Origin of the sequence: Austwickia sp. (assembly GCA_016699675.1) — a bacterium.
Taxonomy (GTDB): Bacteria; Actinomycetota; Actinomycetes; order Actinomycetales; family Dermatophilaceae; genus Austwickia.
In genome coordinates this window covers 1,755,295-1,781,677 of sequence record CP064985.1, presented here as the reverse complement: position 1 = coordinate 1,781,677, position 26,383 = coordinate 1,755,295, and the positions used below count along the sequence as shown (strand labels likewise).

Below are 26,383 nucleotides of genomic sequence, written 5' to 3'. Positions count from 1 at the left end.
GGTGGATCCGGCGCCGAAGGGCGTGACTAGCCTGGGGCGGTGCTCGGAGTGCTGCTGGGATTCGCGACCATCTCGCTGGTCATCGCCGTGGGGTGGCTCCTGGCGCACCTGCGGGTGGTCGACCTGCAGGCCCAGCGCGTGCTCTCGCTGGTGGCCTTCTACGTCTGCTCGCCGGCCCTGCTGCTCACCGTCCTGCAGCGCACGCCGCTGTCCCAGGTGCTCTCCCGCAACCTCGTCGGCTCCGCGACGGCGGTGGTCCTGACCATGGCGCTGGCCGTGCTCGTGGCCCGGGTGCGATCTCCCGGCCGCCGGTTGGGGGACCGCCTCATCGGGGCGCTCTGCGCCGCGTACGTCAACGCAGGCAACCTGGGCATCCCCATCGCGCTCTACGTCCTCGGCGACGTCGCCTGGGTGGCACCCACCCTGCTGCTGCAGCTCCTCGTCATCACGCCGCTGGTCATGGTGCTGTTCGACCGGGACGCGGCCGCCCGGCCGCCCTCGCTGCTGCGGGGCATCGCCTCGCTGGGCACCAACCCGATCTCCCTTGGCGCGCTGCTCGGGCTGATCCTCGCGGTCGCGCACGTGACACTGCCGGCCGTCGTCGCCGACCCGGTGCGCATGCTCGGCGACATGGCGGTCCCGGCGATGCTCATGGCGTTCGGGATCTCGCTGCGGCTGGGCCCGAAGCCCGCCGCCGGCGGCTCGCTGGGCGACGTCGCGTGGCTCGTCGGCCTCAAGACCGTCGGCATGCCGGTCGTCGCCGCCCTGGCGGGGATGCTCGCGCTGGGGATGCGCGGCCGCGAGCTGTTCGCGCTCGTCGTCACCGCGGCACTGCCGACGGCGCAGAACATCTTCACGTACGCCGTGCGCTATGACCGCTCGATCCCGCTGGCCAGGGACGTCATCTTCTTCTCGACGTTCGCCTCGCTGCCGGTCATCCTCCTGATCGCGGCGGGTTTCCACGCGCTCGGCGCCGCCTGAGCCTCGCCGTACGGCTCCGATCGGTGCGTTGTCGCCTCAGGGCGCCGCAAAGTCACCGATCGGAGCGGGCCCGCGGGCCGACCGCGACTCGGAGCGGTCAGACCAGCCGGCCCACCGGCGGACCGTCCGGCAGGGCCAGCGCGTCGAGGCAGGCCCGGCCGGCGGCGTACAGCTGCCGGGCAAATGCGGGCAGGCCCATCTCCGACAGGCTCGGGTGGGGCACCTCCACGCTAACGGGCACGTCCGCGGGGAACGCGCCGAGGAAACCGGCGAGATCCGCCGCCCCGTCGCCCGGCAGCAGTCGGTGGGCCCGGGACTCCTCGATGAAGCCGGCAAGGTCCGCCGGCGGCGCAGCCGGGGCGTCGCAGATCTGCAGCATCTCGACGAGGTCGGCCACCGTCGCCGCCTCGGCCGGCGTCGTGCCCCGGCGGTGGTAATGCAGGGTGTCCGGCAGCACGAGGCACCCCGCCTCGCGGGCCAGGACCGCCGCCTGCGGAAGGCTGGCCACGGTCCGGTAGGCCATCGGCTCGAACGCCGGGACGATGCCGACGGCGAGGGCGTCCAGCGTGAAGGCGCACAGGTGGTCGGCGATCCGGTGCCGATCGGTGTCGGAACTGGCGACGGTGAACGTCCGCGCCCCTAACACGGCGCCCGCCTCCAGCGCCGGCCGCCACTGCTCCGGGCCGACCACGCCGTCGAGCACGAGGCACTCCACGTCGATCACGGCGAGTCCGGTTTCGGCCAGCGCCTTGGCGGTGCGCCGGGACTCCGCCGTGCCGGCAGCCACCCCCACGTGCGGTTCACTGTCGACGACGCGGTGCACGCGCAGCCCCACGAACTCGAAACCTGCGGCCGCGGCGGCCTCGACGATGCGGTGCGGCGCCTCCCCGAGCACCGACAACGGCGCCAGGCCGAGCGGGCGCGGCGGCCCGTCCGCGTCCCGACCGATGTGCCCGTGATTGGCCATGCCGTGCCCCCTGAGGTTCGTACGTCGACGCCTTCCCCTTTGGACGTCGATTTCCTACCGTAGAGGCTCTCTTGGGCGAGCGTCCAACAGCGCGCCGGGGTGCGCCGCGGCGGAGGCGGGTGCTCAGAGCCAGGAGACGTGGCCGCGCAGCGCGGCGTACCCGACGAAAGCCACGACGTCGAGCAGGGTGTGCGCCACGATCAGGGGACCGACGCGGGGCCGGCGCGTGTGGAGCCAGCCGAAGAGCAACCCCATGGCGAGATTGCCGAGAAAACCGCCGAAGCCCTGGTAGAGGTGGTAGGTCCCGCGGATGACCGCCGATCCCACCACGGCGGCGACGGCCGAGCAGCCGGCCTGGCGCCAGCGCGTGAGCAGGTACCCGATCATCACCACCTCCTCCAGCACCGCGTTCTGGGCGGCGGCGAGGATCAGCACGGGCACGGCCCACCAGACCGGCGCGAGGTTCGCCGCGGCCACCGTGGTGTTCGCCCCGAGCGCCCGGGCCGCGAGATAGAAGCCGAGCCCGGGGATCCCGACGAGCGCGGCCAGGGCCACACCCCGGACGACGTCCCGGGAGACGTTCCCGGCGGCGCCCTGGGCGGCCTCGCGGGCGACGTCGCCACCCGCGGTGCGCCGGCTCAGCCCGAGGGCGCCGGGCGGTACGCCGTCGCGGGCGAGCAGATGCAGCGCCAGCCCCACCGGCACGAGGGCGAGCCCGATCCCCGCGAGCTGGTAGGCGAGGTCAAGCCAGGGCCGGTCCGGCGTGACCGAGTTGTTCATCGTCGACGTCTGCGCCGACAGCGCGACCCGATCCGTCAGCCGGCGGACGATGCTCAGGATCGACCAGACGGCCGGGGCGCCCAGGCTCACGCCGAGCACCAGGGCCGTCTCGGTCAGCAGGGTGCGGCGGGCCAGGGAGCTCGGCGGCACGACGTACGTCGTCGCTGCGGCGCACCTCATACCGGCACGCTACCCGCCGACCCCGCCTCAGCCCTTGACCTCGGCGATCACCACCTCGCCGGTGCCGAGCACGGTGCCCTCGGAGTTGACCACCCGGAACTCCCCGAAGAGCCTGCGGCCCTCCGCGGGCCGCGCCGCGGCGGTGATCGTGCCGGTCATGGTCGTCTGCTCGCCCTTGCGCAGCGGCACGGTCTTGGGATCGACGCTCAGCGTGCCGAGCCCGGACCCGTAGAAGACGTCCAGGTAGTCGTAGGCGGTCTTCCCGGTCGGGCCCGCGTCGTACCCGTCGACCTCGATCGTGTACGCGTCGGCCTTCGGGTTCGGAATGCTCACCGCCTCCTCGGCGTCCCCGTCCGCGGACATCGCCACGACGTTGCCCGCGGAGTCCTTGAGGTAGAGGTCGAGATCGGCGGACTTGTCGCCGGGGTTGCCGATCTTCACGTCGAGGCGGGCCGTCCCGGCGGGCACGGCGACGACGGTGGTGCGCGTCTCACCCTGGGCGATCGTCGGGCGGTCCGAGCGGGCCGACCCGAGGGGTCCGCCCTTGCCCGTGACCGTGGCGTCGCCGAACCGGTTCTCGACGGTCCACTTCAGGAGCACCGGCGTGCCGATGGTCGCGGACTCCAGCGTCTGGGTGGCGGGCGTGACCACGACCCCCTGGACGGCGGCGGTCACCCGGAAGGGGTTGGCGGTCAGGGGCGTACGGCGGCTCGCGTCCACCTGGATCTCCCACACGCCGGGCAGCGGGTTGAGGTAGGCCCGCGAGTTCGGCGCGCAGATCGCCGCGTCGGCGACGTTGCTGAAGCAGGACTTGGCCCCCGCCCCGGAGTAGGCGTCCATGGGGACGCCGTACGGGTTGATGGCGAGGAAGCGGACCATCGAGCCGGACGCGAGGCCGCCGAGGTTCACCTGCAGCGCCTTGGCCCCCTTGGGCACGGTCACGAACATGCTCCGGGTGCGCACCCGCTCGACGGTTCCGGACATCGACGCCGTGTAGGGCGCCGCCTCGAGGGAATCGGCCACCACGACCGACGCCATCAGCTGCGCGCCGTGCACGATCGCGCCCGGCACGTCGACGTTGAGGATGGCGGAGTGGTCGCCGGTGGACTGCGGGGTGGCGGTGACCTTCACCGTGACCGGGGTCCCGAGCGGAAGGTCGACGGTGCGCGCGGAGCTGAACGTGCCGTCGTTGCCGACCCAGCGCAGCGCGTGGGTGACGTCGTTGGCGGGGCCGGCGGTGCGCGTGATCGTCACGTCGTACGTCTTGGCCTCGCCCACCTGGTGCCCGCCGGCCCCCGCCGGGCAGCGGTTGTAGACGCCCTGCCCCTTGTTCGGGGTCGCGAGCAGGTTGCCGAGCGCCGAGCACACGGGGGCGGCGACGGTGTAGGCGTTGTCCACCTTGGGGGAGCGCTTGAGCACCGGCCAGGCCCGGTCGACCCGCAGCAGCCCGTTGCCCTGGGCGTCGGCCGGCACGTCCGGGATGAAGTCCGCCGTCGCGTAGAGCGAGGCGCGCAGCAGGCGCGGGGTCACCGCGAGGTCGCTCTGCCGGGCCCCGGACAGCAGCAACGCCGCCCCGCCGGTCGCCTGCGGGCTGGCCATCGAGGTGCCGTTGAACATCGCGAAACCGGGCGCCACGGTGTAGCCGGCCTCCGCCAGCTGATCCGCCTTCCAGAACATCGGCACGAAGCTGATCGCGGAGCCGGGCGCCATGAGGTTGGGCTTGAACCCACCGTCCTCCCGCGGGCCGTGCGAGGAGTAGTTCTGCACCCAATAGGCGGCCGTCGCGGCGGCGCCGTAGTTGGCCAGCCAGGTGTCCTTGGAGGCGCCGGCGGCGACGCTGACGACGTCGGTGGCCACCGACGGATCGCCGATCGTGTTGCCGCCGGGCCCGCTGTTGCCCGCGGAGACGAAGAGCTGTACGCCGTATTCGTCGATGAGCCGGTTGTAGAGCGCCGAGCGGGCGTTGTTGCCGTCGTTGAGCGCCGGCAGGCCACCGATGGAGAGGTTCACGACGTCGACGTGCTGGTTCGCGACCAGCTCGATCATGCCCTCGGTCAGCGCGACGACGGTGCAGCCCCCCGCGAAGAGGCAGGCCTTGGCCGAGACGAGCTTGGCGCCCGGGGCCACCCCCTCCATGGCCCACCCCGGGATCTTGCCGCGGCGATCCCGGCCACGTGCGTCCCGTGCGCGCTCGACACGACGCCGATGTTGACGAAGTCGGCGGTCTCACCGGCACGCCCGGCGGGGGTGAGGTCGACGCCCTTGCGGAACTCCACGACGAAGGGGGCGGCCTCGTGCAGCGGGGTGGCCGGGTCGTCCGTGCCGAAGTGCCCCACGTCGTAGCGCTCCCGGTAGGGCCGCATCATCGTGTCGTCGGTGAAGTCGTGGTTGCCGTTGACGTCGACCCAGATGTCACCGGTGGCGTAGTCGTAGAGGATCCCCCACGCCCCGTTCGTCCGGCCGTCGCGGTCGATGTCGCCCTTGAATTCCTCGTTGGCCGCGGCGGTGGACTCGCGGAACATGCTGATCGCGAAGTCGGCGCCGGGCCGGTCGGGCAGGACCCAGTCGTACGTGCCGTACGCCGCGGTCCGGCCCTTGACCCGCGTGATCATGGCGCGCCAGGTGCCGTCGCCCTCCGTGAGCGGATCGGTGACCGTGATCCAGTTGGTGATCTTCCGCTCGCCGGTCGTCGTCTGCTGCAGGCCCGGATGGTCCAGGTCGACGCCCGAGTCGAGGACCCCGATCGTGACGCCCCGGCCGTCGTACGTCGGGTTGTCCCGCTTGAACTGCACCGCCCCCGTGTCGGCCGTGGGGAGGTAGGGGTTGACCGCCGGCGTGGTCGGCGACGGCCCGGTCCACGGGTGCGGGGCGCCGGCGGCCGCGCCCCCGGCGCCCTGCGGGTCGGGGGCGGGGTCGGGGACCTGCAGCATCTCGTCGAGGTCGACGTGCTGCACCTGGTCGATGCGCGTGATCTCGAGGGCCTTGCCGGTGGGCAGCGTCGCGCGGACGTAGCCGGTCCGGTCGTGGGTGTAGCCCACGGTGGCGCCGAGCTGCTTAAGCTGCTCCACCACGGGCGCCGTGCCCCCCTTGGCGGTCAGCACCATCACCGTCACCTTGGCCTTGCCGGCCGACTGCGCCTCGATGAGCAGCTCCTGGCTGTGGCTGCTCATCTTGTCCTTCGCGGCGGGGGTGTCCTTGCCCCCTTCGAACGCCTGCGCCCGGGCCTTGACCGGCGCGGGCAGCGGGGTGGGGTCGTTGTCCACGGCGCTGAGCGCGCCGGCCGGGCCGGAGCCGAGGCCGGCCAGCGCGACGGCGACCCCCGTGGCGAGGGCTGCGGCCAGGCCGGGCTTGCGGAAGTTCGCCATCACGGGACCTCTCTGTCGGAGGAGGGCGCCGCGGTGCCGACGGGCGTGAGCTCGTTGCCAGGCGTCCCTGCCGCGCCCTTCCTAGCGGTTAACCCGCTTGGCCCACACGGCAACTCGCCGAGGCCGCCAGGATTGCGCGGGGGAATTTACCCGCCGCTGAACGCGGCGCGGGTCCGGCCGGCCGGGCGTCGTCCGGCCGGGCGGGGGCCAAGGCCGGGGCGGCCCGCCCCGGAGCGGCTCAGCCCGCCCAGAAACCCCGCCCGCCGTACCAGTCCGAGAGGTGCGCGCCCCCGCCGTACATGCCCGTGCGCGCCCCCAGGTAGCTGCCCACCACCGCCGCGCCGAGGTCGTCCAGCTCCGGCGCGACCACCCGGCCGTCCACGCGCGCCGCCATCTGGTCGACGAACCGGGCCAGGCCGGGATCCTCGCCGAGCCGGAAGAACGTGGCCTGCGCGCCGAGGCGTCGGGCGTTCTCCAGCTCCCGCACCGTCGAGGTGATCGTCAGCGGGTGCGGCGGGTAGGAGAACCACGCCTGCCCGTCGCCGAGCAGGTGCGCGGTCGGCTCGCCGTCGGTCACCACCAGCAGCACCGGCTGCTCCCCCGGGTGCTTGCGGAAGTGTCGGTTCGCCAGGAGCAGGCCGTGGTGCAGGTTGGTGCCCTTGTCCCACATCGCATCGAGCGCGGTCAGTTCCTCGATGTCCATGACCTGGGCGTGCCGGGCGAAGGCGATCAGCTGCAGGTGGTCGCCCCGGAACCGGCTCGAGATCAGCTGGTGCAGGGCGAGCGCGGTGCGCTTCATGGGCACCCAGCGGCCGTCGAGGGCCATCGAGTACGACGTGTCCACGAGCAGCGCCACGCAGCTGCGCGTCCGGGCCTCGGTCTCGGTGACCTCGATGTCGCGCATGTCGATGCGCAGTCCGTCGCGGGGGTCGCGGCCTTCGGCGACCGTACGGCGTACGGCATTGCCCACCGTCCGCGTGACATCCCACGGTTCGGTGTCCCCGAACTGCCATTCCCGGGTGGCACCGCTGCGCTCCCCGGCGGCGCCCGCCAGGCGGGAGTCGCGCTGGCCCTGCCGCGCCGACAGGCGGCCCGCGGCGTCCTTCAACAGCTCCTTGCCGAGCCGCCGCATGGCCTTCGGGGACAGCCGCAGCGAGCCGTCGGAGGCCCGCTTGAGGTAGCCGGACTCGCGCAACTGGCGCTCCAGCTCGCGCAGGGTCCGCGCGTCGACCGCGGCGTCCTCGCCGAGTTGCCGCTCCAGCGCGTCCAGATCCAGGTCCGCGAGCCGGGAGCCGTCGTAGCTCTGCGAGAGCTGCTCTGAGAGCGCGTCGAGGTCGGCGAGATCCTGCAGCACGCCGGTGCCGTCGCCGAGGCCCAGGCCCTGCTCCCCGTCGAAGCGCTGGCTGCCGGTCCAGTCCTCGCCAGGGCGGAGCTGCTGCAGATTGCCGTCGAGGCGCTGCAGCGACTCCATCAGCTCGGGGCTGCCGAACGCCTGCGCCGACAGCTCCATCAGCTCGCGGCGCTGCTCCTCCGTCATCGAGTTGAGCATCCGCTGGGCCGCGGCCGAGCGTTCGGCGAGCTGGTCGACGAGCTCGTCGAGGTTCTGCGGGTTGTCCGGGAAGAAGTCGCCGTGCTTGGCCATGAAGTTCTGGAAATCGGCGTCGGTGTCCTCGCCCCGGTTGCGCTTCTCCAGCAGCTCGTTGAGGACGGCGAGCATGTCCTGGACGCGTTGGCGGTCGGCGTCGGTGGCGTTCTCCAGGGCCTGCTTCATGCCCTTGAACCGGGCGTCGAGCTGCTCGCGGCCGAGCAGGTCCTTGATCTGCTCGAAGCGCTCCCGGGCCTCCTGGCTGGCCCAGTCGTAGTCCGACAGCTCGCGCACCGCCGAGGCCGTCGACGGCGAGAGGTTGTTGATGCGCATCTCGCGGAACGTGCGGTCGTCGTCGTTCATCGTCACGTCGCGGGCGAGCTGGCCGCGCTCGGCGAGCACGGCCTGGTCGAGCAGCTCCTTGATGTCCTGGAGGGTCCCGTCGAGCTTGTTCTCCTTGAGCAGCTCCTTGCGCCGGGCGTTGACGCGCCGGGCCAGGTCGTCCAGGCCCGTGCGGTCCTTGCCGCCGCGGCGCAGGTACTCGCGCATGGCGCCCTCCGGCGAGCGCCCGCCCATGACGTCCTCGCCGATGGCGTCGAGCGCCTCGGACAGGTCCACCGGAGGCGCGAGCGGGTCGGGCCCGCCGTCGTAGCGGCCGTACCGCGCCCAGCCCTCCCCGCGTCGATCGGTCATCGCCAACTCCTCTCCGATCCGTGGGGTTCCGGCGCGGACCGCGTGCGTCCTACCGGTCTCGCGTGATGGCAACTGTCAGGGCAGGTTACGCGCTGTGATCACGACCAATAACCTGCCCTGACAGCTGCCCATTAGATGCCCGGAGGCGGGTGGTGCCAGCGCGCCGGGTCGGCTGGCGGCCGTGCACCAGCGCACCGTGTCGGCTGGCGGCGGTTGCACCAGCACGGCTCCCCGGCGGCATTCCTCACCCGTACACCGTCCTGCCGCCCTCGGTCTCCTTGGCGACCTTTCGGGCGAGGAACAGCGCCTCCAGGACCAGCTCCAGGGCGCTGGCGCGCTCGCCGTCGGTGCGGGCGCCGAGGCGCTCGCAGACCTCGTTGTAGAGCGGGGAGTCCGGCAGGTCGGGCAGCTCGTCGAGGAACGCCGCGGCGGTGATCTGCTCGCCGGTCACCACCATGACGCCGCCGTCGAGCGCCCCGATCAGCGGGGAGAGGTCGATGCCCGCCAGTCGCTCGCGGGCGGTGGCCGCCGTGGCCGTGCGGAGCATGTGGGTGAGGTGGTCCTTCTCCCGGCCCTCCTCGCCGGTCTCGAACTCGACCTTGCCGCCCAGCACCGCGACGGCCGTCTGCAGGTCGACCACGCGGGCCACCGCCTCCGGCTCGTTCTGCGCGGTCGCCCGGTGCAGCGCGGCCGCCGCGATCGTCTCGGCGCCCGCGATCGAGAACCGCGCGGAGACCCCGGAGCGCTGGTCGACCGCGCTGGACTCGCGCAGCGCGCGGGTGAACCGAGCGAGGATCTCGACCAGGTAGTCGGGCACGTCGGCGACGAGCGTCGCCTCCTGCCGGATCACCGCCACCTCGTCGGTGAGCTCCACCGGGTAGTGCGTGCGGATCTCGGCGCCGAAGCGGTCCTTCAGCGGCGTGATGATGCGGCCGCGGTTCGTGTAGTCCTCGGGGTTGGCGCTCGCCACGACCAGCACGTCGAGGGGCAGCCGCAGCACGTACCCGCGGATCTGGATGTCCCGCTCCTCCATGACGTTGAGCATGGCCACCTGAATCCGTTCGGCCAGGTCGGGCAGCTCGTTGATCGCGACGATGCCGCGGTGGCTGCGCGGGATCAGGCCGAAGTGGATGGTCTCCGGGTCGCCGAGGCGGCGCCCCTCCGCCACCCGCATCGGGTCGACGTCGCCGATCAGGTCGCCGACGCTGGTGTCCGGGGTGGCCAGTTTCTCGGCGTACCGCTCGTCCCGGTGCTTCCACGCGACCGGCAGCCGGTCGCCCGACCCCAGCGCGCGACGGCGGGATTCGTGGGTGATCGGGGCGTACGGGTGCTCGCCCAGCTCGGAGCCCTCGATGACCGGGGTCCACTCGTCGAGCAACCCCACGAGGCTCCGCAGCAACCGGGTCTTGCCCTGGCCGCGCTCGCCCAGCAGCACGATGTCGTGCCCGGCGAGCAGGGCCCGCTCGACCTGCGGGATGACCGTGGCCTCGAAGCCGTGCAGGCCCGGCCAGGGATCCCGACCCTCGCGCAGCATGGCCAGCAGGTTGTCGCGGATTTCTTCGCGCAGGTGCTTGTCGCGGTGGCCGCTCGCGCGCAGCTCGCCGACGGTACGGATGCCCGGTGTCTCGCTCACCTTGGTCACGCTAACCCCCCGGGGGATTGCCCGCGAGAGGACCCACCCTTCGACGGGCCGGCCTGGGCCGCAACGGGAGACGCTGGCCGGCGCGGAGGTGCGGCGGGCGCGCCCTGAGCGTGCATCGGCGGCTCCGTCGACGCTTTGTGTCGAGGCCCTGCATCGGCGAGTGCGTGGGCAGGGCCATCGGCGAGGTCACAGGAAGTGCCCGAATTCACAGGCTGCGCCTATGGACGCCAGGGAACGGCGACAGGGCCGGAGCCGACCGTGAAGGAGAGCCAAGAAGTTCGGTTCCCCGGCTCGTGGCTCCACCCGCACCACCCGATTTCTGTACCCATCTCTCGAGGAGTCTCATGTCCACCACCAAGCGCGCCCTCTCGACGGCCGGCGCGGTCGTCGCCGGGTTGACGATCATCGGCGGCGCCGCGGTGGCGCACGCCGCCACGAACACCCCCGCCCCGACGCCGCCCGCGGCGACCGGTTCCGCGACGCCGGGCAACGGTACGGCGAGCGCCGGCACCGGCGACCAGAGCGGCCAGGGCCGGCAGGAGCGGAGGGGACCGGCGCACCAGCACACGGCGGTGACCGGTGACGAGGCCACCAAGGTCGGCGACGCGGTGAAGGCCAAGGATGCCGCCGTCACCGTCACCAAGGTCGAGAAGGACCCCGACGGCAGCTATGACGTCATGGCGACGAAGAACGGCCAGAACACCTGCTTCGAGGTCAGCGCCGACCTGGCGACGATCACCGAGCGTCCGGGGCGCCCGGGCGGACCGGGCGGACCGGGCCGTGACGGCAAGGGCATGGGACAGCACACCGAGGTGACCGGCGATGAGGCCACCAAGGTGACCGCCGCGGTCACCGCGAAGGACGCGGCGCTGTCGGTCCAGCGGGTGATGAAGGATGCCGACGGCAGCTATGACGTGATGGCTTCCAAGGACGGTGCCCGGGTGCACGTCGAGGTCAGCGCCGACCTCGCCACGATCACGCAGTCCCAAGCCCGCATGGGCGGCCCGGGCGGTCCCGGCGGCAGGGGCGGCCACGCGCGCGGCCAACAGGGTCAGACTCAGCCGGGTCAGACTCAGCCGGGACAGACCCAGCCCGCGCAGCCGTCGTCGGGGGCGACCACGCAAGGCTGACGCAGCGGCCGTTCCGCACGAACCGGCCGCGACGCCGGGGGTGAGTTAGCTCGCCCCCGGCTTCGCGGCGTGCCCGACCGGCGGGTGGTTACCGTGGGAGAGCGCAGGTTGAGCTGCAGATTGAGCAGGGGAGGCCATCGTGTCGCAGTCCACCAGCACCGCCGCGGGGGGCGGCCGGGCGCCGGACGCAGAGACCATCAAGGACCGCATCAACAAGGCCCTCATCGACCGGCAGACGGCGGCGTGGATCGACCGCTCCGTCCACGTCGGGCTGGGCAAGCTGTCCGGGGGCGCGTCCCCGTCCGCCGTACCGTTGGCCTATCTGGACTGGCTCACCCACCTCGGCTACGCGCCGGGGCGCCAGGCGATGCTCACCGAGAAGGCCATCCGGGGCGCCGTGAACCTGTGGCTCTATGCCGCCCGCTCGGCCGTCGACCCGAACACCCCGCACGTCATCGAGCCGGATAAGGGCGACTACCGGTTCCGGGCCGAGAGCTGGAACCGGTGGCCGTTCAACGTGCTGGAGCAGCAGCACCTCCTGGTCCGCGACTGGTGGAACACCGCCACCACGGGGGTCCCCGGCGTCACGAAGCAGAACGAGCAGCTCGTCAGCTTCTACGCCCGGCAGACCGTGGACATGTTCTCGCCGACGAACTCCCTGCTCACCAACCCCGAGGTGCAGCGCATCACCCGCGAGGAGCGGGGTGCGAACCTGTGGCGCGGGTGGAAGAACTTCATGCGGGACGTGCGCGATGCGGCCGCCGGGCGCCACGAGGTCGACACCAGCGGCTCCGTGGTCGGGCAGGACGTCGCGATCACGCCCGGGAAGGTGATCTTCCGCAACCACCTGTGCGAGGTCATCCAATACAGCCCGACGACCCCGGACGTGTACGCCGAGCCGGTGCTGTTCGTGCCGGCCTGGATCATGAAGTACTACATCCTCGACCTGTCGCCCGGGAACTCGATGTACAAGTACCTGGTCGACGCGGGCCACACCGTCTTCACGATCTCCTGGGTGAACCCGACCGAGGAGCACCGGGGCGTCGGGATGGAGGAATACCTCTCCGACGGCGTGTTGCAGGCCCTCGACGTCGTCACGTCCGTCCTGCCGGACCGCAAGGTCCACATGGTCGGCTACTGCCTCGGCGGGACGATCCTGTCGATCGCGGCGGCGGCCCTGGCCCGCGACCACGACGACCGGATGGCGTCGATGACCCTGTTCGCCGGCCAGACCGACTTCAGCGAGCCCGGCGAGCTGTCGCTGTTCATCACCGAGGACCAGATCAGCTTCCTCGAGGACCAGATGGCCGACAAGGGCTATCTGACCGGGGACCAGATGCACGGCACCTTCCAGATGCTGCGCAGCAACGACCTGGTCTGGGGGAAGATGATCGACGAATACCTGCTGGGGCGCACCGGCACCCTGAGTGACCTCATGGCGTGGAACGCCGACACCACCCGGATGCCCGCCACCATGCACACGCAATACCTGCGGCTGATCTTCCAGAACAACGAACTCGCCCAGGGGCACTATCACGTGCGCGGGCGCAGCATCGCGCTGCGCGACATCCTCGTGCCGATCTTCACGGTGGGCACCGAGAAGGACCACGTCGCGCCGTGGCGGTCGGTCTACAAGATCAACCTCCTCGCCAACAGCGACGACGTCACGTTCGTGCTCACCAGCGGCGGCCACAACGCGGGCATCCTGAGCGAGCCCGGGCATCCCGGCCGCAGCTATCTGATCGGGACGCACCACGACCAGGACCCGTACGAGGACCCGGACGAGTGGGTCGCCCACCACGAGCGCCGCTCGGGCTCCTGGTGGGAGCCGTGGCAGCGCTGGCTCGCCGACCACTCCGCGCACGATCGGGTCGCCCCGCCGGCGATGGGCAGCGAGGCCTATCCGCCGCTGGAAGACGCCCCGGGCCGGTACATCCTGGCGACGTAGCCGCTCCCGTCGACCGCCGGCCGGCGGGCCCTGAGATCTCGAGGGTCGCGGTTACGACGCGAGCCGGGTGAGGAATTGCTTGACCAGCGGGCCGGCGTCGCTCGCCCCGCCGGTGCCGTCCTCGACGAACGCCGCCACGGCGAGGTCGCCCTGGACGGCGATCATCCACGCGTGCGTGCGCGGCGGGGTCGCGGCGCCGTACTCCGCCGTCCCCGACTTCGCCAACACCTCCCCGCCGGGCGTGGCCTGCAGGAACGTCGAGTTCCCCTGCTGGACGACGGCCCGCATGAGGCCCTGCAGGGCGGCCGCCTCGCCGCCGGTGACCGGGGCCTCAGCCCGCGCCGTCGGCGAGCTCTGTGGCGAGGCGGACTGCTGGACGCTGGGCTGGGGAGAGCCCGCGGTCGGGGACGAGCCCCCGGCGCCCTCCGGCTGGCCCGCCGGGGACGTCACGAGGGTGGGCGCCACGGGGTGCCCGGCCGCGACGGACGCGGCCACGACGGCCATGCCGAGCGGTGAGGAGACGACCTTGCCCTGGCCGATGAGGCTCGCCGCCTTCTCCGTCTCGCCGGCGGGTTCGGGGACGGCCCCGAGAACGGCCGGTACGCCGAGCGCCGGCTCGGCCGTCATCCCCAGCCCGGCGGCGGCCTGCGCGAGCGCCCCGCCCGGCAGGCTCCCGCGCGCCCCCATGAACGCGGTGTTGCAGGACTGCGCGAACGCGGTGACCAAGGGAATGTCGCCGAGGTGCGCCGCCGGGTAGCCGTCGTAGTTCTTGAAGGTGTGCCCGTCGACCGACAGGGTCGCGGGGCAGGACATGGGCGAGTTCGGGGTCAGCCCGGCGCGCAGCAGCGCCAGCGAGGTGACGACCTTCATGGTGGACCCCGGGGCGTACTGGCCCAGGGTCGCCGTGGACATCCCCTGGCTCCCAGGCCCACTGGCGGCGGCCAGCACGTGCCCGTCGGAGGGACGGATCGCGACGAGCGCCGAGGCCGTGGTCGTCAGCGGGGCGAGGACAGCCTCCGCGGCGGTCTGCACGCGGGTGTCGAGGGTGAGCCGCACAGGGGTGCCCGCCGCGGGCGCGGCGGCCGAAAGGAGTCGCGGCGACCCACCCGCGGCGGGTACCGCGTGCAGCGCCTCCCCCGCCCGGCCGGCGAGCACCGGGTCGAGCGACGCCTGCAGCCCGTTGAGCCCGGTCACCTCACCGCCCTTGACGCGTCCGTCGCTCTTCTCGACGAGCTCCTTGGTGGCCTCGCCGACGGTGCCCAGGATGGGCCGGGCGAAGGTCGCGGTGGGCGCGAGCGGGAGCTGGTCCGGCTGCAGCAGCAGGCCGGGCAGGCTCAGCGTCTTCGCCTTGGCCAGCTCGGGGCTGTGATCGCGCACGACGATGGCGACGACGTGCGCCTTCTCGCCGGCGGCCGCCACGGACTCGACGTACGGTGGCACCTCCAGGCCCATCGCCTCGGCGAGGCGGGCCGCGGAGGCCGTCGCGACCTCCTTGGAGACCTGCCCACGGTCGATGCCGACCCGCTGGACGGGTCGCTGGGTGACGATCGGCTGCCCGGCGGCGTCGAGGATGTCCGCGCGGGTGGCCGGCGTGCGCTGGGCGCGCAGCCGCTCGCCGTCCGCCAGCCCCGGGGCCAGCAGGCCGGGCTGCCAGGACGCGTACCAGCGGCCGTCGCGCTCCACGAAGGTGGCGTCCGCCGGGTAGGTGAAGTCGGGATCGCCGCGCCGCAGGGTCCAGGAGTGGCGCAGCTGGGCGGACCCGCGCTCACCGTCCACGCGGGTGCTGACGACGTCGACGCGATGCTGGAGGTCGCTGGCGTCGGTGAGCAGGGCCTTGAGGTCGGGGGCCCCGTCGATGACCGCACCGGGGTTGTCGCCGGTGGTCAGCGTCGTCGCCAGCGTGGCCGCGGCCGCCGCCAACGCGTCGGCGCGGCGCCGATCCTGCACGACCCGATACCCGACCGCGGCGCCTGCGATGAGCAGGAGCGCGACGACGGCCGCCACGACCCGCCCGGTCCGAGATCCCATGAGTCCGTCTCCCCCGCTCCCACCCCGACCGACGACCGCACCATCCTTGCGCACACGGGGGCCAGCGTTGGGCCACGAGTTTCGTTATCGGGGTAAGGAAAGCCGCGTTTGCGCCGATTCTCACGAACGACCCAAGTCTTTAAGCAGAAGCGGACCCCGCCGTGAGCCTGCTGTCCCGCGCCCACCGTCCCAGCGCCGCAGCCACCACCTCCCACGACGACGAATTGCGCGGCTATGTCTCCGCGCTGGCCGACGTCGCCGAGAAGCTGGGCGCCGCGACCAGCACGGACCAGGCGATCTCGGTTGCGCTGGACAGCGTACGCAAGTCGTTCGCCTGCAACTACGCCTCGTGCTGGTGGATCAGCCCCGACACGAACGCCCTGGAGTTCCGCAAGGAGTCCGGCTCGGTGGGCGAGGCCTTCCAGCGAGTGACCCGCGAGGCCTCCTTCCCGCACGGCATCGGCCTCGCCGGCCGGGCCTGGAAGGAGAAGAAGCTGCTCTTCGCCGCTGACCTGTCCGAGGTCACCGACTGCGTCCGCGCCCCCGTCGCCCGCCAGAGCGGAATCCTCTCGGCGGTCGCCTTTCCCCTGTTCGTCGAGGGCAAGGTCGTCGGCACGATGGACTTCTTCACCGACCCCGGTCACACCCCGGGCCCCATCCGCCTGATCGTTCTGGAGACGGTGGGCAAGCTCGTCAGCCAGGCCCTCGACCGGGTGACCGAGGCCGGCCGGCGCGCCGAGGCGCAGAAGGACATGGCGGCGATCAACACGGTCGTGCGCGCCACCGCCGCGGCGCGCGGCGAGGAGGACACCGTCCGCGCGGCGCTCGACACGGCGCGGACCGAGTTCGGCTGGGAGTACGGGTCGTTCTGGGCCGTCGACCCCGCCGAGAAGGTGCTCCGCAACAGCGTGGAGTCCGGCGCCGCCCCCAGCCCCGAATTCGCTCAGGTCACCCGGGACGCGACCTTCGCGTCGGGCGTCGGCCTGGCCGGGCGGACCTGGTCGTCGCGCGCCCTGGTCTTCGAGCCCGACCTGGGCACGGTCACCGACTGCGTCCGGGCCCCCGCCGCCCAGCGCGCCGGCGTGAAGTCCGGCGTCTGCCTTCCGATCATCGTTCACGACGAGGTCATCGGCACGATGGACTTCTTCAACACCCGCACCCTGGTGCTCTCGCAGGACCGCGAGACGGCCCTGAACAACGTCGCGTTCCTGGTCTCGAGCGCCATCGAGCGGCATCGCGCCCAGGACCGGATCACGACGGCCGGCACCGAGCTGCTGAGCTCGATCACCGAGGTCGAGAAGAACGTTATCGAGGCGAGCCGGGTCGCCGGCGACGCGCAGCAGATCGCGTCGAACGCCAGCGCCATCGTCGATCACCTCAACACGAGCAGCATCGAGATCGGCAACGTCGTCAAGGTCATCACCGGCATCGCCGAGCAGACCAACCTCCTCGCGCTCAACGCGACGATCGAGGCCGCGCGCGCCGGCGAGGCGGGCAAGGGCTTCGCGGTCGTGGCCAACGAGGTCAAGGACCTGGCGCGCGAGACGGCGAAGGCGACCGAGGAGGTCGACGGCAAGGTGACGGCGATCCAGTCGGACGCCAGCAGCGTCGTGACCGCCCTGCAGCAGGTCACCGAGACGATCAACCGCATCAACGAGGCCCAGAACATCATCACGGGTGTGCTCACCGAGCAGAACGCGGTCACGCGCTCGGTTCTCGAAGCCTGACCAGCCGCGAGAAGCCGCCGCCGGACGCCCACGCAGGGGCTGTCCGTCGGCGGCTTCACGCGTCGGCGGCTCACGTGTCAGCGGCACGCGGTGCCGCGGTCGGTCCTCCGGGCCGCACCACCCGCCAATTCCGCGGCGCGTGGTGCGGAACCGCCGAGCCCGCGGCGGCCAGCGCGGCACCCACCCGGCGTACCGTCGAGTCTCGCCGACCCGCGGCGGCACGCAACTCCGCCACGGCGCGCCTCCGGTCGGGGTCGTCGGGATCGGGCCGGCGGGGATCGGGCCGGCGAGGATCGGGATCGTTGAACGTACGGCGATGCCGGTGTTCGAGGGCGGCGGCGAGGGCAAGGAGGGTCAGGATGGCGAAGACGATGTCCATGGCGTTAATGGTTCGCTCATCGCGATACTGCCACGAGCGGCACAGATGACATTGTGCGAAAGATTCTCGCCAGCTAGGGTCGGGCCATGTTGCGCACCGTCGCCGCGCTGGCCCTGGAGCCCCTGTCGCTGTTCGAGTTCGCCATCGGCGCAGAGGTCTTCGGCATCGATCGCACCGCAGAAGGGGCTCCCGGGTTCGAATTCCGGGTGTGCGCGGCGGATCCCGGCCGACCGGTACGCACCAAGCACGCGGCGGCGATCGCGCTCCTGCCGTCGCACGGCCTGGAGGGGCTGCGCGGCGCGGACCTGGTGATCATCGGCGCCACTGACCCGGGCGACGTGGCCCCCGACTCCGCCGTGATCCAGGCCCTGCGCACGGCGTACGACGAGGGCGCCATCCTGCTGTCGATGTGCTCCGGGGCGTTCACGCTCGCCGCCACCGGCCTCCTCGACGGGCGGCAATGCGCGACGCACTGGATGTACGGCGCCGAACTGGCCCGCCGGCACCCCGCCGTCACCGTCGACGACAACTCCCTCTTCGTCGACGAGGGGCGGCTCGTCACCAGCGCGGGCACGGCAGCCGGGATCGACGCCTGCCTGCACGTCGTCCGTCGGGAGCTGGGGGCTTCCGTCGCGACATACATCGCGCGCCGCATGGTCGTCCCCCCGCAACGGGAGGGTGGCCAGCGGCAGTACGTCGACCGCCCGGTGCCCCCCTGCGCCGCCGACAGCCTGGCGCCCCTGCTGGACTGGCTCGCCGAGCACCTCGACGGCGAGCACTCGGCGGAGTCGATGGCCGCCCACGCGCACCTGTCGCCGCGGACCTTCGCCCGTCGGTTCGCCGCGGAGACCGGGACGACGCCGCACCAGTGGCTCAGCCACCAGCGCGTGGCGGCGGCGCGGCACCTTCTCGAGGCCTCCGATCTCTCGATCGAGCAGGTCGCTTCCCGCGTCGGGTTCGGTTCGCCAGTCGTGCTGCGGACCCACTTCCGGCGCGTCATCGGCACGTCCCCCACGGCGTACCGCGCCCGCTTCGCGTGCTGACCTGGGTGCCGCCCGGCGCCGTGCTCGCTCCGACGGCGAGGCCGTTCCGCGGACGCGCCGCGCTCGTTACAGTGCCCGCCATGAACCAGACTCGCCGTACGGTCGGCTTCGATCCCCAGCAGCTGCGCACCGACTACGCCGAGGCGGGCCGCGCGCTCGTGGCGACCGCGGGCGCCGTACCACCCGACGCGTGGGACAGCCCCGGCCTCGGCGAATGGACGATCCGGGACCTGGTCGGGCACACGTCACGGTCCTTCGTGACGGTGTCGGAATACCTGGCCAGCGGCGCCGGACGCGCCATCGAGCTGGCGCATGCCTTCGACTACGTCCGAGCGCTGGCGCTCGTCGCGACGGACCCGGCGGCCGTCACCGAGCGCGGCCGGGTCGCCGGGCGGGCCCTGGGGGCGGACCCGGTGGCGGGCCTGCGGAGCCTCTTCGAGACGGCGACGACCGACATCGCCGCGCACGGCGACGACGCGCCATGCGCGACGCTGGCCGGGGTCATGCGGCTGGCCGACTACCTGCCGTCGCGGATCTTCGAGCTCGTCGTGCACACCGATGACCTGCGCCGGGCGCTGAGCCTGCCCGCAGAATCCCCCGTCGGCGCCCGCGTCGTCGCGCTCGCCTTCGCCGCGGGGTTGGCCGGGGAGAGCGACCGGTACGCCGAGGCACTCCGCGGCCTCACGGGCCGGGCTGCGCCGGAGCGGTTTTCGGTCGTCTAGACCCTGAGCAACGAGCGCCCCAGGGCGACTCGCGCGGGTCCTCACCAGCCCAAAGGCCTGCCGCGCTTACCGTGGAACGCGTGCGTACGACGGGCGCGGCGAGACGAGCCGGACGAACCGCGACCCTCCTCGGGACGGTCGCCGCCGCAAGCATGGCGTTGGCCGGCTGCGGGCAACAGGGCGTGGCGCAGGCGTGCCCAGCCGCCGGGGCGGTCAGCGGCGTGGGGATCTCCGCCGTCGACGGCGCCACCGACGCGCAGGGCCGGGCCGACCTGACGGCCACCCTCTGCCTCGCCGAGACCTGCCGCACGACCACCCTGGCCGGCGAGCCGAACCAGCGGTCCGTGCTGGTGGCGGGGTTCGTCGACCTCCCCCTGGCCGGCACCGACGCGACGACGGTGCGGGTCACGCTGCAGCGACCCGGCGCTTCCGCGCCCCCACCGTACGACGTGCAGCTCCACCCCACCGGGGTGGCCAGCGCAGTGGAGGGGTGCCCCACTCGGCGTACGTCGCCTCGGTCGTCAGCGACGCCTTCGGCGTGCACGAGGCCCCGCCGCCCGGCGCCCCGAGGGCTTCCGGCGGCGACCGTACGTCGTAGCGTCGGGCGGCGCCGCCTACCCGACCCGCGGCGCGCTCGGGCCCCGCGGGCGACGCGGCTCGCCTGCGCTCCTACTCCCTGCCCGGCAGGTACCGAGCGAGCCAGCGGAGCGCCCCGGCGGCTCCCAGATGGGCACCCGACAGGTGATCCGGCGCCTCGACCTCGACGGCGGTGACGTCCGCGCCGCGGTCGCGGTAGGACCGCGCCAGGTCACGGCCCAAGTGCGGCGGGACGATGCCGTCCTGGTCCGCGTGGTACAGGTAGACCGGCACCCGCGGCAGCCCCCGGCCGGCCCGTTCGCGCTCGAGCAGGTCGCGCCAGTGCGGATCGTCCCATGGTTGGGCACGGACCGTGAGCGTGGCCAACGGCCGCCGACAGCCCAGGACCAGGCCGATCACGTCGAGATTCTCGGCGCGCCGCGCGGCCCGCAGACCCCGCTCGGTCAGGATCTCCAGGAGTTCGGGACGCTCGTGCGCGCGGGCCAGACCGACGAGCACCGCCAGATTGAGCCCCGCGAAGGGGCCGTCGTCGATCGTGCGGGCCACGACGTACAGGTCGGTGGGGACTCCGCCGGCGGCGAGCGCGACCAGGGGGAGTTCAGGCGCGTACGTCGAAGCCAGCTCGGCACCCCACGTCGCGCACCGGCCCCCCTCGGAGTAGCCCCACAGCGCCAGGGGCGTCGCTCGGTGCAGGCCGGGCGTGGACCGCATCGCCGCGCGCGCGATATCGAGCATGGCGTGCCCGCCCGCCCGACCCGCGCCGTACGTGTGCGGGCCCGGCATGCCCAGCCCCTCGCCGTCGGCGACGGCCACCGCCCAGCCCCGCGCCAGCGCCGCCTCGATCAGCGGCAACTCAACCTCGGTGCCGGCAACCAGCTGGTGGCTCGGTGCGGCGTCCCGGGCCAGCCCGTGCACGCCGACACCGAAGCTCACCAGCGCCGGCGGGCGACCGGGCCACCTCGGCTCCGGCACCAGCACGGTGCCCGACATGGCAGTCGCCCGGCCCAGCGTGTCCGTCGAGGCGTACACGACCTGCTGGGCCAGACACGCCACCCGCGTGGCGATCGTCACCGCACGGACCCGCAGGACCGTCCCGGGGGGTGCGGCGGTGGACACGGGCGCGTAGAAGGGGTCGGCGCTTGGCGGCGGGACCCGCCGTACGGCGTTGTCGACGGCGGTCATGCTGCCGCACCTCCGGCAATGGACCGGCGGAACTCACCCGCTGCGTGCGGGGGCGGCATCCCGGCCCATGCCCCGGCCGCCAGGTCCACCTGCCATTCGCGTCCGCCGTGCTGGGGATCCGCGCCGACCGAGCGGGCCAACCGCCGGGCGGACCTATTGTCTGGGTGGATGGAGCAGCTGAAGCGGGTGATGCCGACCCGGACGGCTGTGCGGGCGGCGTGCTCGACCAAGCCGTGGCCCACCCCGCGCCCCTGCCAGGAGTCGACGACGGCGACGGCGAGGTCGGCCTCCGAGCCGACCATGCGAGTCCACATGACGTGCCCGATGGGCGCCTCGCCGGCCCAGGCCAGGGCGACGTCCGCCGCCCCGGGTCGAACCCGTCCCAGCGTGCGCCACCACGTGCTGGGATACCGGGGCACCGGCGCGTGGAAGCGCATCAGGCGGGAGGGGCCGGACAGCGCGGCGAACACCTGCCGTACGGCGGGCTCGTCGCCGTCCGTCAGCGGTCGGATGCACCAGGGGCGAGCGAGCTGGTGCGGGCCGTCGGTGCGGGCCTGTGGGGCGGGGAACATCTGACCTCCAAGGGTTTGCCGCGGTGCCTGTTCACCGCCTGCCCCTTCGGCGTGACGCGACCGTGCCGTGCCGTGCCATCGCCGTGTCGCCTCGGCACGTCCCCGTCGTACGGGCACGTCCCGGCGCGTCCCGGGTCGTCTCGGGTCGGCCAAGTCGGCCGTCGCGGGGCCGGATGGGATGCCTGGTCCGCCCGAGACCGAGTTCGTCGCAGGGAGTCAGTCTCACTCGGGGTCGTAGAGACATCGGACGCCCGTGCTGACACGCCGCCGCAGGACGCCCCCGATCTCCGGGTCCGCCCGGTCGATCGCGGCCAATGCGCGATGAATCGCTCGATGCACCGCAACGCGGGCCCGTTCGTTGGCGTCGGCGAACGCCCGCGGTTCACCACGCAGCCCGGTGGCCCGGGCCAACTCCCCCATGATGGCGTCCAGTTCCGTTTCGGCCCGGGTCCCGGCTACCACGTCCCCCGTCGCGTCGGCGTCCTCGATCGCCCCACGCAGCTGGCTGATCCTGGCCCGGTAGGCCCGAATCGCCTGATCATCGAGGACGTTCTCGGCGCGGGCCTGTCCCACGGCGTACCGGCTGACCAGTTCTGCCGCGGGGATCTCCACCCCGGGGTTGGCGACCAACTCGGCGAGGTAGCCCATCCCGACCGTGGTGGGCAGCTCGGCATGGCGGGCACCCAGGGACAGGTCCCAGGTCCGGCCCCTTCGCCGCAGCGTCACGGCCCGGGGCGCCAGCCGCTCTCGCCAGGCCACGGCCCGGCCGGTCAACCCCCAGGCCTCCGCCTGCTCCACCGCCAGCCGTCGCAACCGAGCGGCCTCCTCGACGTCCCCCGGCGCGCCGCGGCCCTCCATCGCGTCCGCGAGGCTCCACTGCGTGTGCGGGACGGCCACCACGGTGCCGGTGGCCAGGTCGTCCCGCAGCGCCTGGGACAAATGGGCGACGGCATCCTCCCAGCGCCCGATGGTGGCCGCTGCCAGGCCCAGCGGACGGTGGGTGGACCCGAACGTGACGACGCCCCGGCTGACGATGGCGGGCCGGCCCGCGTAGGGCGTCAGCGTCCGGATCAGCTCGATCGCGGCATCGGTGTCGCCAAGGGCGACGACCATCTCGCCAATGCCGAACTGCGCGGCGAGCCAACTGGTCGAGACGGGCAGGGCACCGGGGCCTGCCCGCAGTCGGGCCAGACAGGCCCGGGCAACGTCGTCTCGGTCACATTCGACGGCGGCCACTCCGCCCGCCGCCACGAACGCCGCCGCGGCCGGCTCGGCCACGTCCACCGCGTCGATGAAGGCCTCGCAGATCGCGAGCATCTCGGCGCCGCGGCCCTCAAACCATCGAATCGCGAGAAGTTGGGCCGCGTGCCAGGTGTCGGCGTCGGCATCGCCGACCGCGACCCCCCGCTCGTGGGCGGCATGCGCGAGCGATTCGGCCTCGCCGAGCCGACCCGAGCCGACGGCGCGCAACACCTCGACGGTGTCGAGGACGTAGCGCAGGGCGGCATGGTCGTCGGCGGCGAGGCCGGCGCGCAGCTCGGCGATCGCGCGACCAGAGCGGCCGTCGCCGAGCTCGAGCAGGCAGAGCGCTCGGTGCGCCAAGCCCAGCAGCCCATCGTTGGGGCGACCCGTGATGGGCGACAGTGCGATCAGCTCCTCCGCCAGGTCCAGTCGCCGCGAAGCGTGCTGTGGTCCCAGGAGGCACTGCCCGGCGAGGTGCAGCGCGTCGGCCAGTAACGTGGGCTCGTCGGCAGCGCGTGCCTCCACCAGCAGTGCGTCGATCGCGGCGTCGTCGCCGCCGCCGTAGCGGCGTTCGGCCTCCCACCTGAGCCGCAACCGTCGAGCCAGCGGATCCGCCGCGGCCAACCCGGCCAACGCGCGCTCCTGGCAGGCCGCCACCTCGGCCCGGTCCAGCTGGGATCGGTAGTCGTGCACCCATAGCCCACTGCGTCCCAGGGCGGCTCGGGCAAAGGCGGGTGCGTCGCCGGCCGCCTCGGCCACCGCGGCCTCCTCGGCGAACGCGGCCCGGGCGGCGCCGAGGTCCCCGCGCCGCAGCAGCTCCTCGCCGGCGTCCGCGCCCATGGTCGTCCACCCTCCGATCCGGGACTGTCCCGAACCGGAGTTTCGCAAAGTCCCGGACACGTGTCCAATATGACTGTGTTGGAGCGGCCCTCGCCCTAGGCTGACGCGCACCCGGCCGGCAACGCCGGGGCCGACAATGACGTCGAGGGAGATCGCGCATGACTCTGGCCCGCCCCCGCCCCGCTCGCCAATCCGCCGCTCGCCATTTCCGCCGCCCGCCGGGCATCACCGTCGCGAGCGTCGCCGCCCTCGCGCTTGCGCTAGGCAGCACCGCGGCCCAGGCCGAGCCCAGCCACACCCGCGACAAGCCCGGTCGGTCGGGCACTGTCACCATCGTTCGCAACGACTACGGCATTCCCCATGTCTACGCCGCCACGACGTACGACCTGTTCCGCGGCTTCGGCTACGCCGTCGCCCAGGACCGGCTCTTCCAGATGGAGATGTCCCGGCGGGCCACCCAGGGCACGGTCGCCGAGGTGCTCGGCGCTGAGTACCTGGCCCTCGACAAGGACACCCGCACCGGCGCCAGCCCGGACTCCATCAAGGAGCAGATCGCCGCGCTGCCCCAGGAGGACCGGGACGTCTTCGACGGCTACGCCGCGGGGATGAACGAGTGGCTCGACGCCGTCGCCGCCAACCCGGGCCAGCTCCTGCCGAAGCAGTTCACCGACTATGGGTTCACGCCGAGTCGGTGGTCCGCGTACGACGTCGCCATGGTCTGGGTCGGGACGATGGCGAACCGCTACAGCGACTCGACGGCCGAGATCCCCAACGCCCAGGTGCTGGCACAGCTGACCACGGCGTACGGTCCGGAGAAGGGACGCGCCCTCTTCGACCAGCTGGTCTGGCCCGAGGACGCGCTCGCGCCGACGACGGTCCCCCGCCCGGGCACCCCCGCCGCTCCTGCCACCCCCGCCGCTCCCGGAAAGGCCGGCACCGGGCAGGCGGGCGTCTCGCCGGAGCTGCGCGACGCGGGCGTGGAGATGTCGACTCGGGCCGGCGGCGACCGCTGGCCCGACGTCGGCCCGAAGGCATCCAACATCTGGATCACCGGCAAGGCCAAGACCGCCGACGCGAACTCCGTGCTGATCAACGGCCCGCAGTTCCAGTGGTTCAACCCCGGCTATGTCTTCGGCATCGGGTTGCACGGCGCGGGCTACGACATGGCCGGCAACACCCCGTTCGCCTACCCAGCCGTCATCTTCGGCACCAACCGGGACATCTCCTGGGGCGCGACCGCGGGCCCGATGAACGTCGTCGACATGTACGCCGAGAAGCTCGACCCCGCCAACCCGCGCCGCTACCTGTTCAACGGCGACTACCGCGACATGACGGTGCGCACCGAGACCATCAAGGTGAAGGGCGCCGCGGACGTGGCGCACGACGTGGTCCGCACCGTCCACGGGCCGGTGACCTCGGTCGACGCGGCCAAGGGCGTCGCCTACAGCAAGAAGCGGTCCTGGGAGGGCTACGAGGTCGGCTCCCTGCTCGCCTGGGTCAAGCTCGCCAAGGCCCGCAACTTCGCCGAATTCAAGGAGCTGGCCGGCCAGTTCGCGATCTCGATCAACTGGTACTACGCCGACAAGGACGGCAACATCGGCTACGTCAGCCCGGGTCGCCTCCCCGTCCGGCCGGACAACCAGGACGTCCGCCTGCCCGCCGTCGGCGACGGGTCCATGGAGTGGAAGGGCATCAACCCGCCGAGCGCCAACCCGTGGACGTTCAACCCCGCCCAGGGCTACATCGCCAACTGGAACAACCAGGCCGCCCCCGGGTTCAACAACGACTACGGCAACTGGTCCGTGGTCGACCGCGTCACCGAGATCAACGCGGCGCTGTCCTCCCAGCGGACCTTCACCGCCCAGCAGCTGTGGGACCTCAACCAGAAGTTCTCCTTCGCGGACCTCAACCTGCGCTACCTGGCCCCGACGCTGACGGCCGCCGTCGCCGGCCTGCCGAAGAACGACCCGGTCCGCAAGGACGTCGAGCTGGTCACGACGTGGTCGGGCGAGACGCGGGACCGCAACGGCGACGGCGTGTACGACGGGCCGCAGCCCGCCATCATGCGGACCTGGCTGCCCATCCTGGTCAAGAAGGTGCTGGCGGACGACCTCCCGGCGGACGTCTTCGCGGCGTACTCCGGCGCCGGCTACGCCCGGCCCGTCGAGCAGCTGTCGGTGCGGCCGGCGGCCGGGCTGAAGCTCGTCTACAACGGCATCCTCGGCGCCAAGGCGGGGGTGCCGCAGAAGACGGACTTCTTCAACGGCACCAACCCCCAGGACGTGCTGCTGGCCACCTACCAGGAGGCGATGGCGAGCCTGCGGGCCAGCAAGGGCACCAACCTCGCCACCTGGACGGTGCCGATCTCCCGGATCGGCTACAGCTACAAGAACTTCCTCGGCGTGCCGCAGGCCGGCGCGGACGAGGCGCTGGTGGGGCCGGAGTATGCCGACCGCGGCACCGAGAACAACATGGCCGTCCTGCGCTCCGACCGCAGCCAGGCGCGGCTCTGCATCGCGGCTCCGCCCGGTCAGTCGGGCTTCATCGCGCCGGACGGCACGAAGTCCCGGCACTACGCCGACCAGCTGGACCTGTACGCCAGCTTCGGGTGCCGCAACGAGGACCTGACGTGGGTGCAGGCCACGACGGCACGCAAGGAGACCACCCAGCTGCGGTGAGGCGTTTGCCGTGACGATCAATACCTCCGGTGGTGGCCTCCGACGAGGCGATCACCGAGGTATTGATCGCGCGGCGTGACGCCAACCCCGGACCAGGCCCGG

The 26,383-nt window shown here is 72.7% G+C and carries 16 protein-coding genes and 1 pseudogene; 7 read left to right on the top strand and 10 right to left on the bottom strand.

The features are described from left to right. The first annotated feature begins 39 nt into the window (after positions 1-39). On the top strand, positions 40-981 hold the full coding sequence (locus IPK37_08155; GenBank protein QQS02281.1) for an AEC family transporter: 942 nt from the start codon (positions 40-42) through the stop codon (positions 979-981). Positions 982-1,078: 97 nt separating this feature from the next. Here the strand turns inward: IPK37_08155 and IPK37_08150 are convergent, their stop codons facing one another. The 5 genes and pseudogenes from IPK37_08150 to IPK37_08130 form a co-directional block, all read right to left on the bottom strand. Beyond that, positions 1,079-1,948, bottom strand: a complete 870-nt coding sequence (locus IPK37_08150) for a sugar phosphate isomerase/epimerase (protein QQS02280.1) — start codon at positions 1,946-1,948, stop codon at positions 1,079-1,081. Between the two features lie 123 nt (positions 1,949-2,071). Further along, on the bottom strand, positions 2,072-2,908 hold the full coding sequence (locus tag IPK37_08145; protein QQS02279.1) for a CPBP family intramembrane metalloprotease: 837 nt from the start codon (positions 2,906-2,908) through the stop codon (positions 2,072-2,074). Between the two features lie 27 nt (positions 2,909-2,935). Further along, a pseudogene (locus tag IPK37_08140) lies at positions 2,936-6,273 on the bottom strand (S8 family serine peptidase). 238 nt (positions 6,274-6,511) lie between these two features. Then, the gene (locus tag IPK37_08135; GenBank protein ID QQS02278.1) at positions 6,512-8,551 is read right to left on the bottom strand and encodes a VWA domain-containing protein; all 2,040 of its coding nucleotides are present in this window, start codon (positions 8,549-8,551) and stop codon (positions 6,512-6,514) included. Between the two features lie 244 nt (positions 8,552-8,795). Beyond that, on the bottom strand, positions 8,796-10,184 hold the full coding sequence (locus IPK37_08130) for a magnesium chelatase (protein ID QQS02277.1): 1,389 nt from the start codon (positions 10,182-10,184) through the stop codon (positions 8,796-8,798). A gap of 353 nt (positions 10,185-10,537) precedes the next feature. Between IPK37_08130 and IPK37_08125 the strand changes: the two genes are divergently transcribed. Both IPK37_08125 and IPK37_08120 read left to right on the top strand, forming a co-directional pair. Beyond that, the gene (locus tag IPK37_08125) at positions 10,538-11,323 is read left to right on the top strand and encodes a hypothetical protein (protein QQS02276.1); all 786 of its coding nucleotides are present in this window, start codon (positions 10,538-10,540) and stop codon (positions 11,321-11,323) included. A gap of 247 nt (positions 11,324-11,570) precedes the next feature. Beyond that, on the top strand, positions 11,571-13,271 hold the full coding sequence (locus tag IPK37_08120; GenBank protein ID QQS02752.1) for a polyhydroxyalkanoic acid synthase: 1,701 nt from the start codon (positions 11,571-11,573) through the stop codon (positions 13,269-13,271). A 51-nt stretch (positions 13,272-13,322) separates the two neighbouring features. On the opposite strand, the gene IPK37_08115 is transcribed toward IPK37_08120, so the two are convergent. Continuing rightward, positions 13,323-15,299, bottom strand: a complete 1,977-nt coding sequence (locus tag IPK37_08115; protein QQS02275.1) for a penicillin-binding protein — start codon at positions 15,297-15,299, stop codon at positions 13,323-13,325. Positions 15,300-15,466: 167 nt separating this feature from the next. Between IPK37_08115 and IPK37_08110 the strand changes: the two genes are divergently transcribed. Then, on the top strand, positions 15,467-17,026 hold the full coding sequence (locus tag IPK37_08110) for a GAF domain-containing protein (protein QQS02751.1): 1,560 nt from the start codon (positions 15,467-15,469) through the stop codon (positions 17,024-17,026). 70 nt (positions 17,027-17,096) lie between these two features. Here IPK37_08110 and IPK37_08105 read toward each other — a convergent pair whose 3' ends face one another. Continuing rightward, positions 17,097-17,405, bottom strand: a complete 309-nt coding sequence (locus IPK37_08105; protein ID QQS02274.1) for a hypothetical protein — start codon at positions 17,403-17,405, stop codon at positions 17,097-17,099. Between the two features lie 86 nt (positions 17,406-17,491). Between IPK37_08105 and IPK37_08100 the strand changes: the two genes are divergently transcribed. Both IPK37_08100 and IPK37_08095 read left to right on the top strand, forming a co-directional pair. Beyond that, positions 17,492-18,448 (top strand): helix-turn-helix domain-containing protein, encoded by a 957-nt coding sequence (locus IPK37_08100; protein ID QQS02273.1) that lies wholly within the window; start codon positions 17,492-17,494, stop codon positions 18,446-18,448. An 80-nt stretch (positions 18,449-18,528) separates the two neighbouring features. Continuing rightward, positions 18,529-19,170: a maleylpyruvate isomerase N-terminal domain-containing protein gene (locus IPK37_08095; GenBank protein QQS02272.1), complete on the top strand. Its 642-nt coding sequence runs from the start codon at positions 18,529-18,531 to the stop codon at positions 19,168-19,170. A 669-nt stretch (positions 19,171-19,839) separates the two neighbouring features. On the opposite strand, the gene IPK37_08090 is transcribed toward IPK37_08095, so the two are convergent. The 3 genes from IPK37_08090 to IPK37_08080 all read right to left on the bottom strand — a co-directional run bounded on the left by IPK37_08090 (position 19,840) and on the right by IPK37_08080 (position 23,603). Continuing rightward, a complete protein-coding gene (locus tag IPK37_08090) occupies positions 19,840-20,949 on the bottom strand; it encodes a lipase (protein ID QQS02271.1) in 1,110 nt (369 codons plus the stop codon). Further along, on the bottom strand, positions 20,946-21,521 hold the full coding sequence (locus IPK37_08085) for a GNAT family N-acetyltransferase (GenBank protein ID QQS02270.1): 576 nt from the start codon (positions 21,519-21,521) through the stop codon (positions 20,946-20,948). Before IPK37_08085 ends, IPK37_08090 begins: the two co-directional genes overlap by 4 nt. 222 nt (positions 21,522-21,743) lie before the next feature. After that, positions 21,744-23,603, bottom strand: coding sequence for a hypothetical protein (locus IPK37_08080; protein ID QQS02269.1), 1,860 nt, complete (start codon positions 23,601-23,603; stop codon positions 21,744-21,746). A 158-nt stretch (positions 23,604-23,761) separates the two neighbouring features. Here IPK37_08080 and IPK37_08075 point away from each other — a divergent pair, with 158 nt between their 5' ends. Beyond that, complete coding sequence (locus tag IPK37_08075; protein QQS02268.1) at positions 23,762-26,281, top strand: penicillin acylase family protein; 2,520 nt, start codon at positions 23,762-23,764, stop codon at positions 26,279-26,281. The last annotated feature ends 102 nt before the right edge of the window (positions 26,282-26,383 follow it).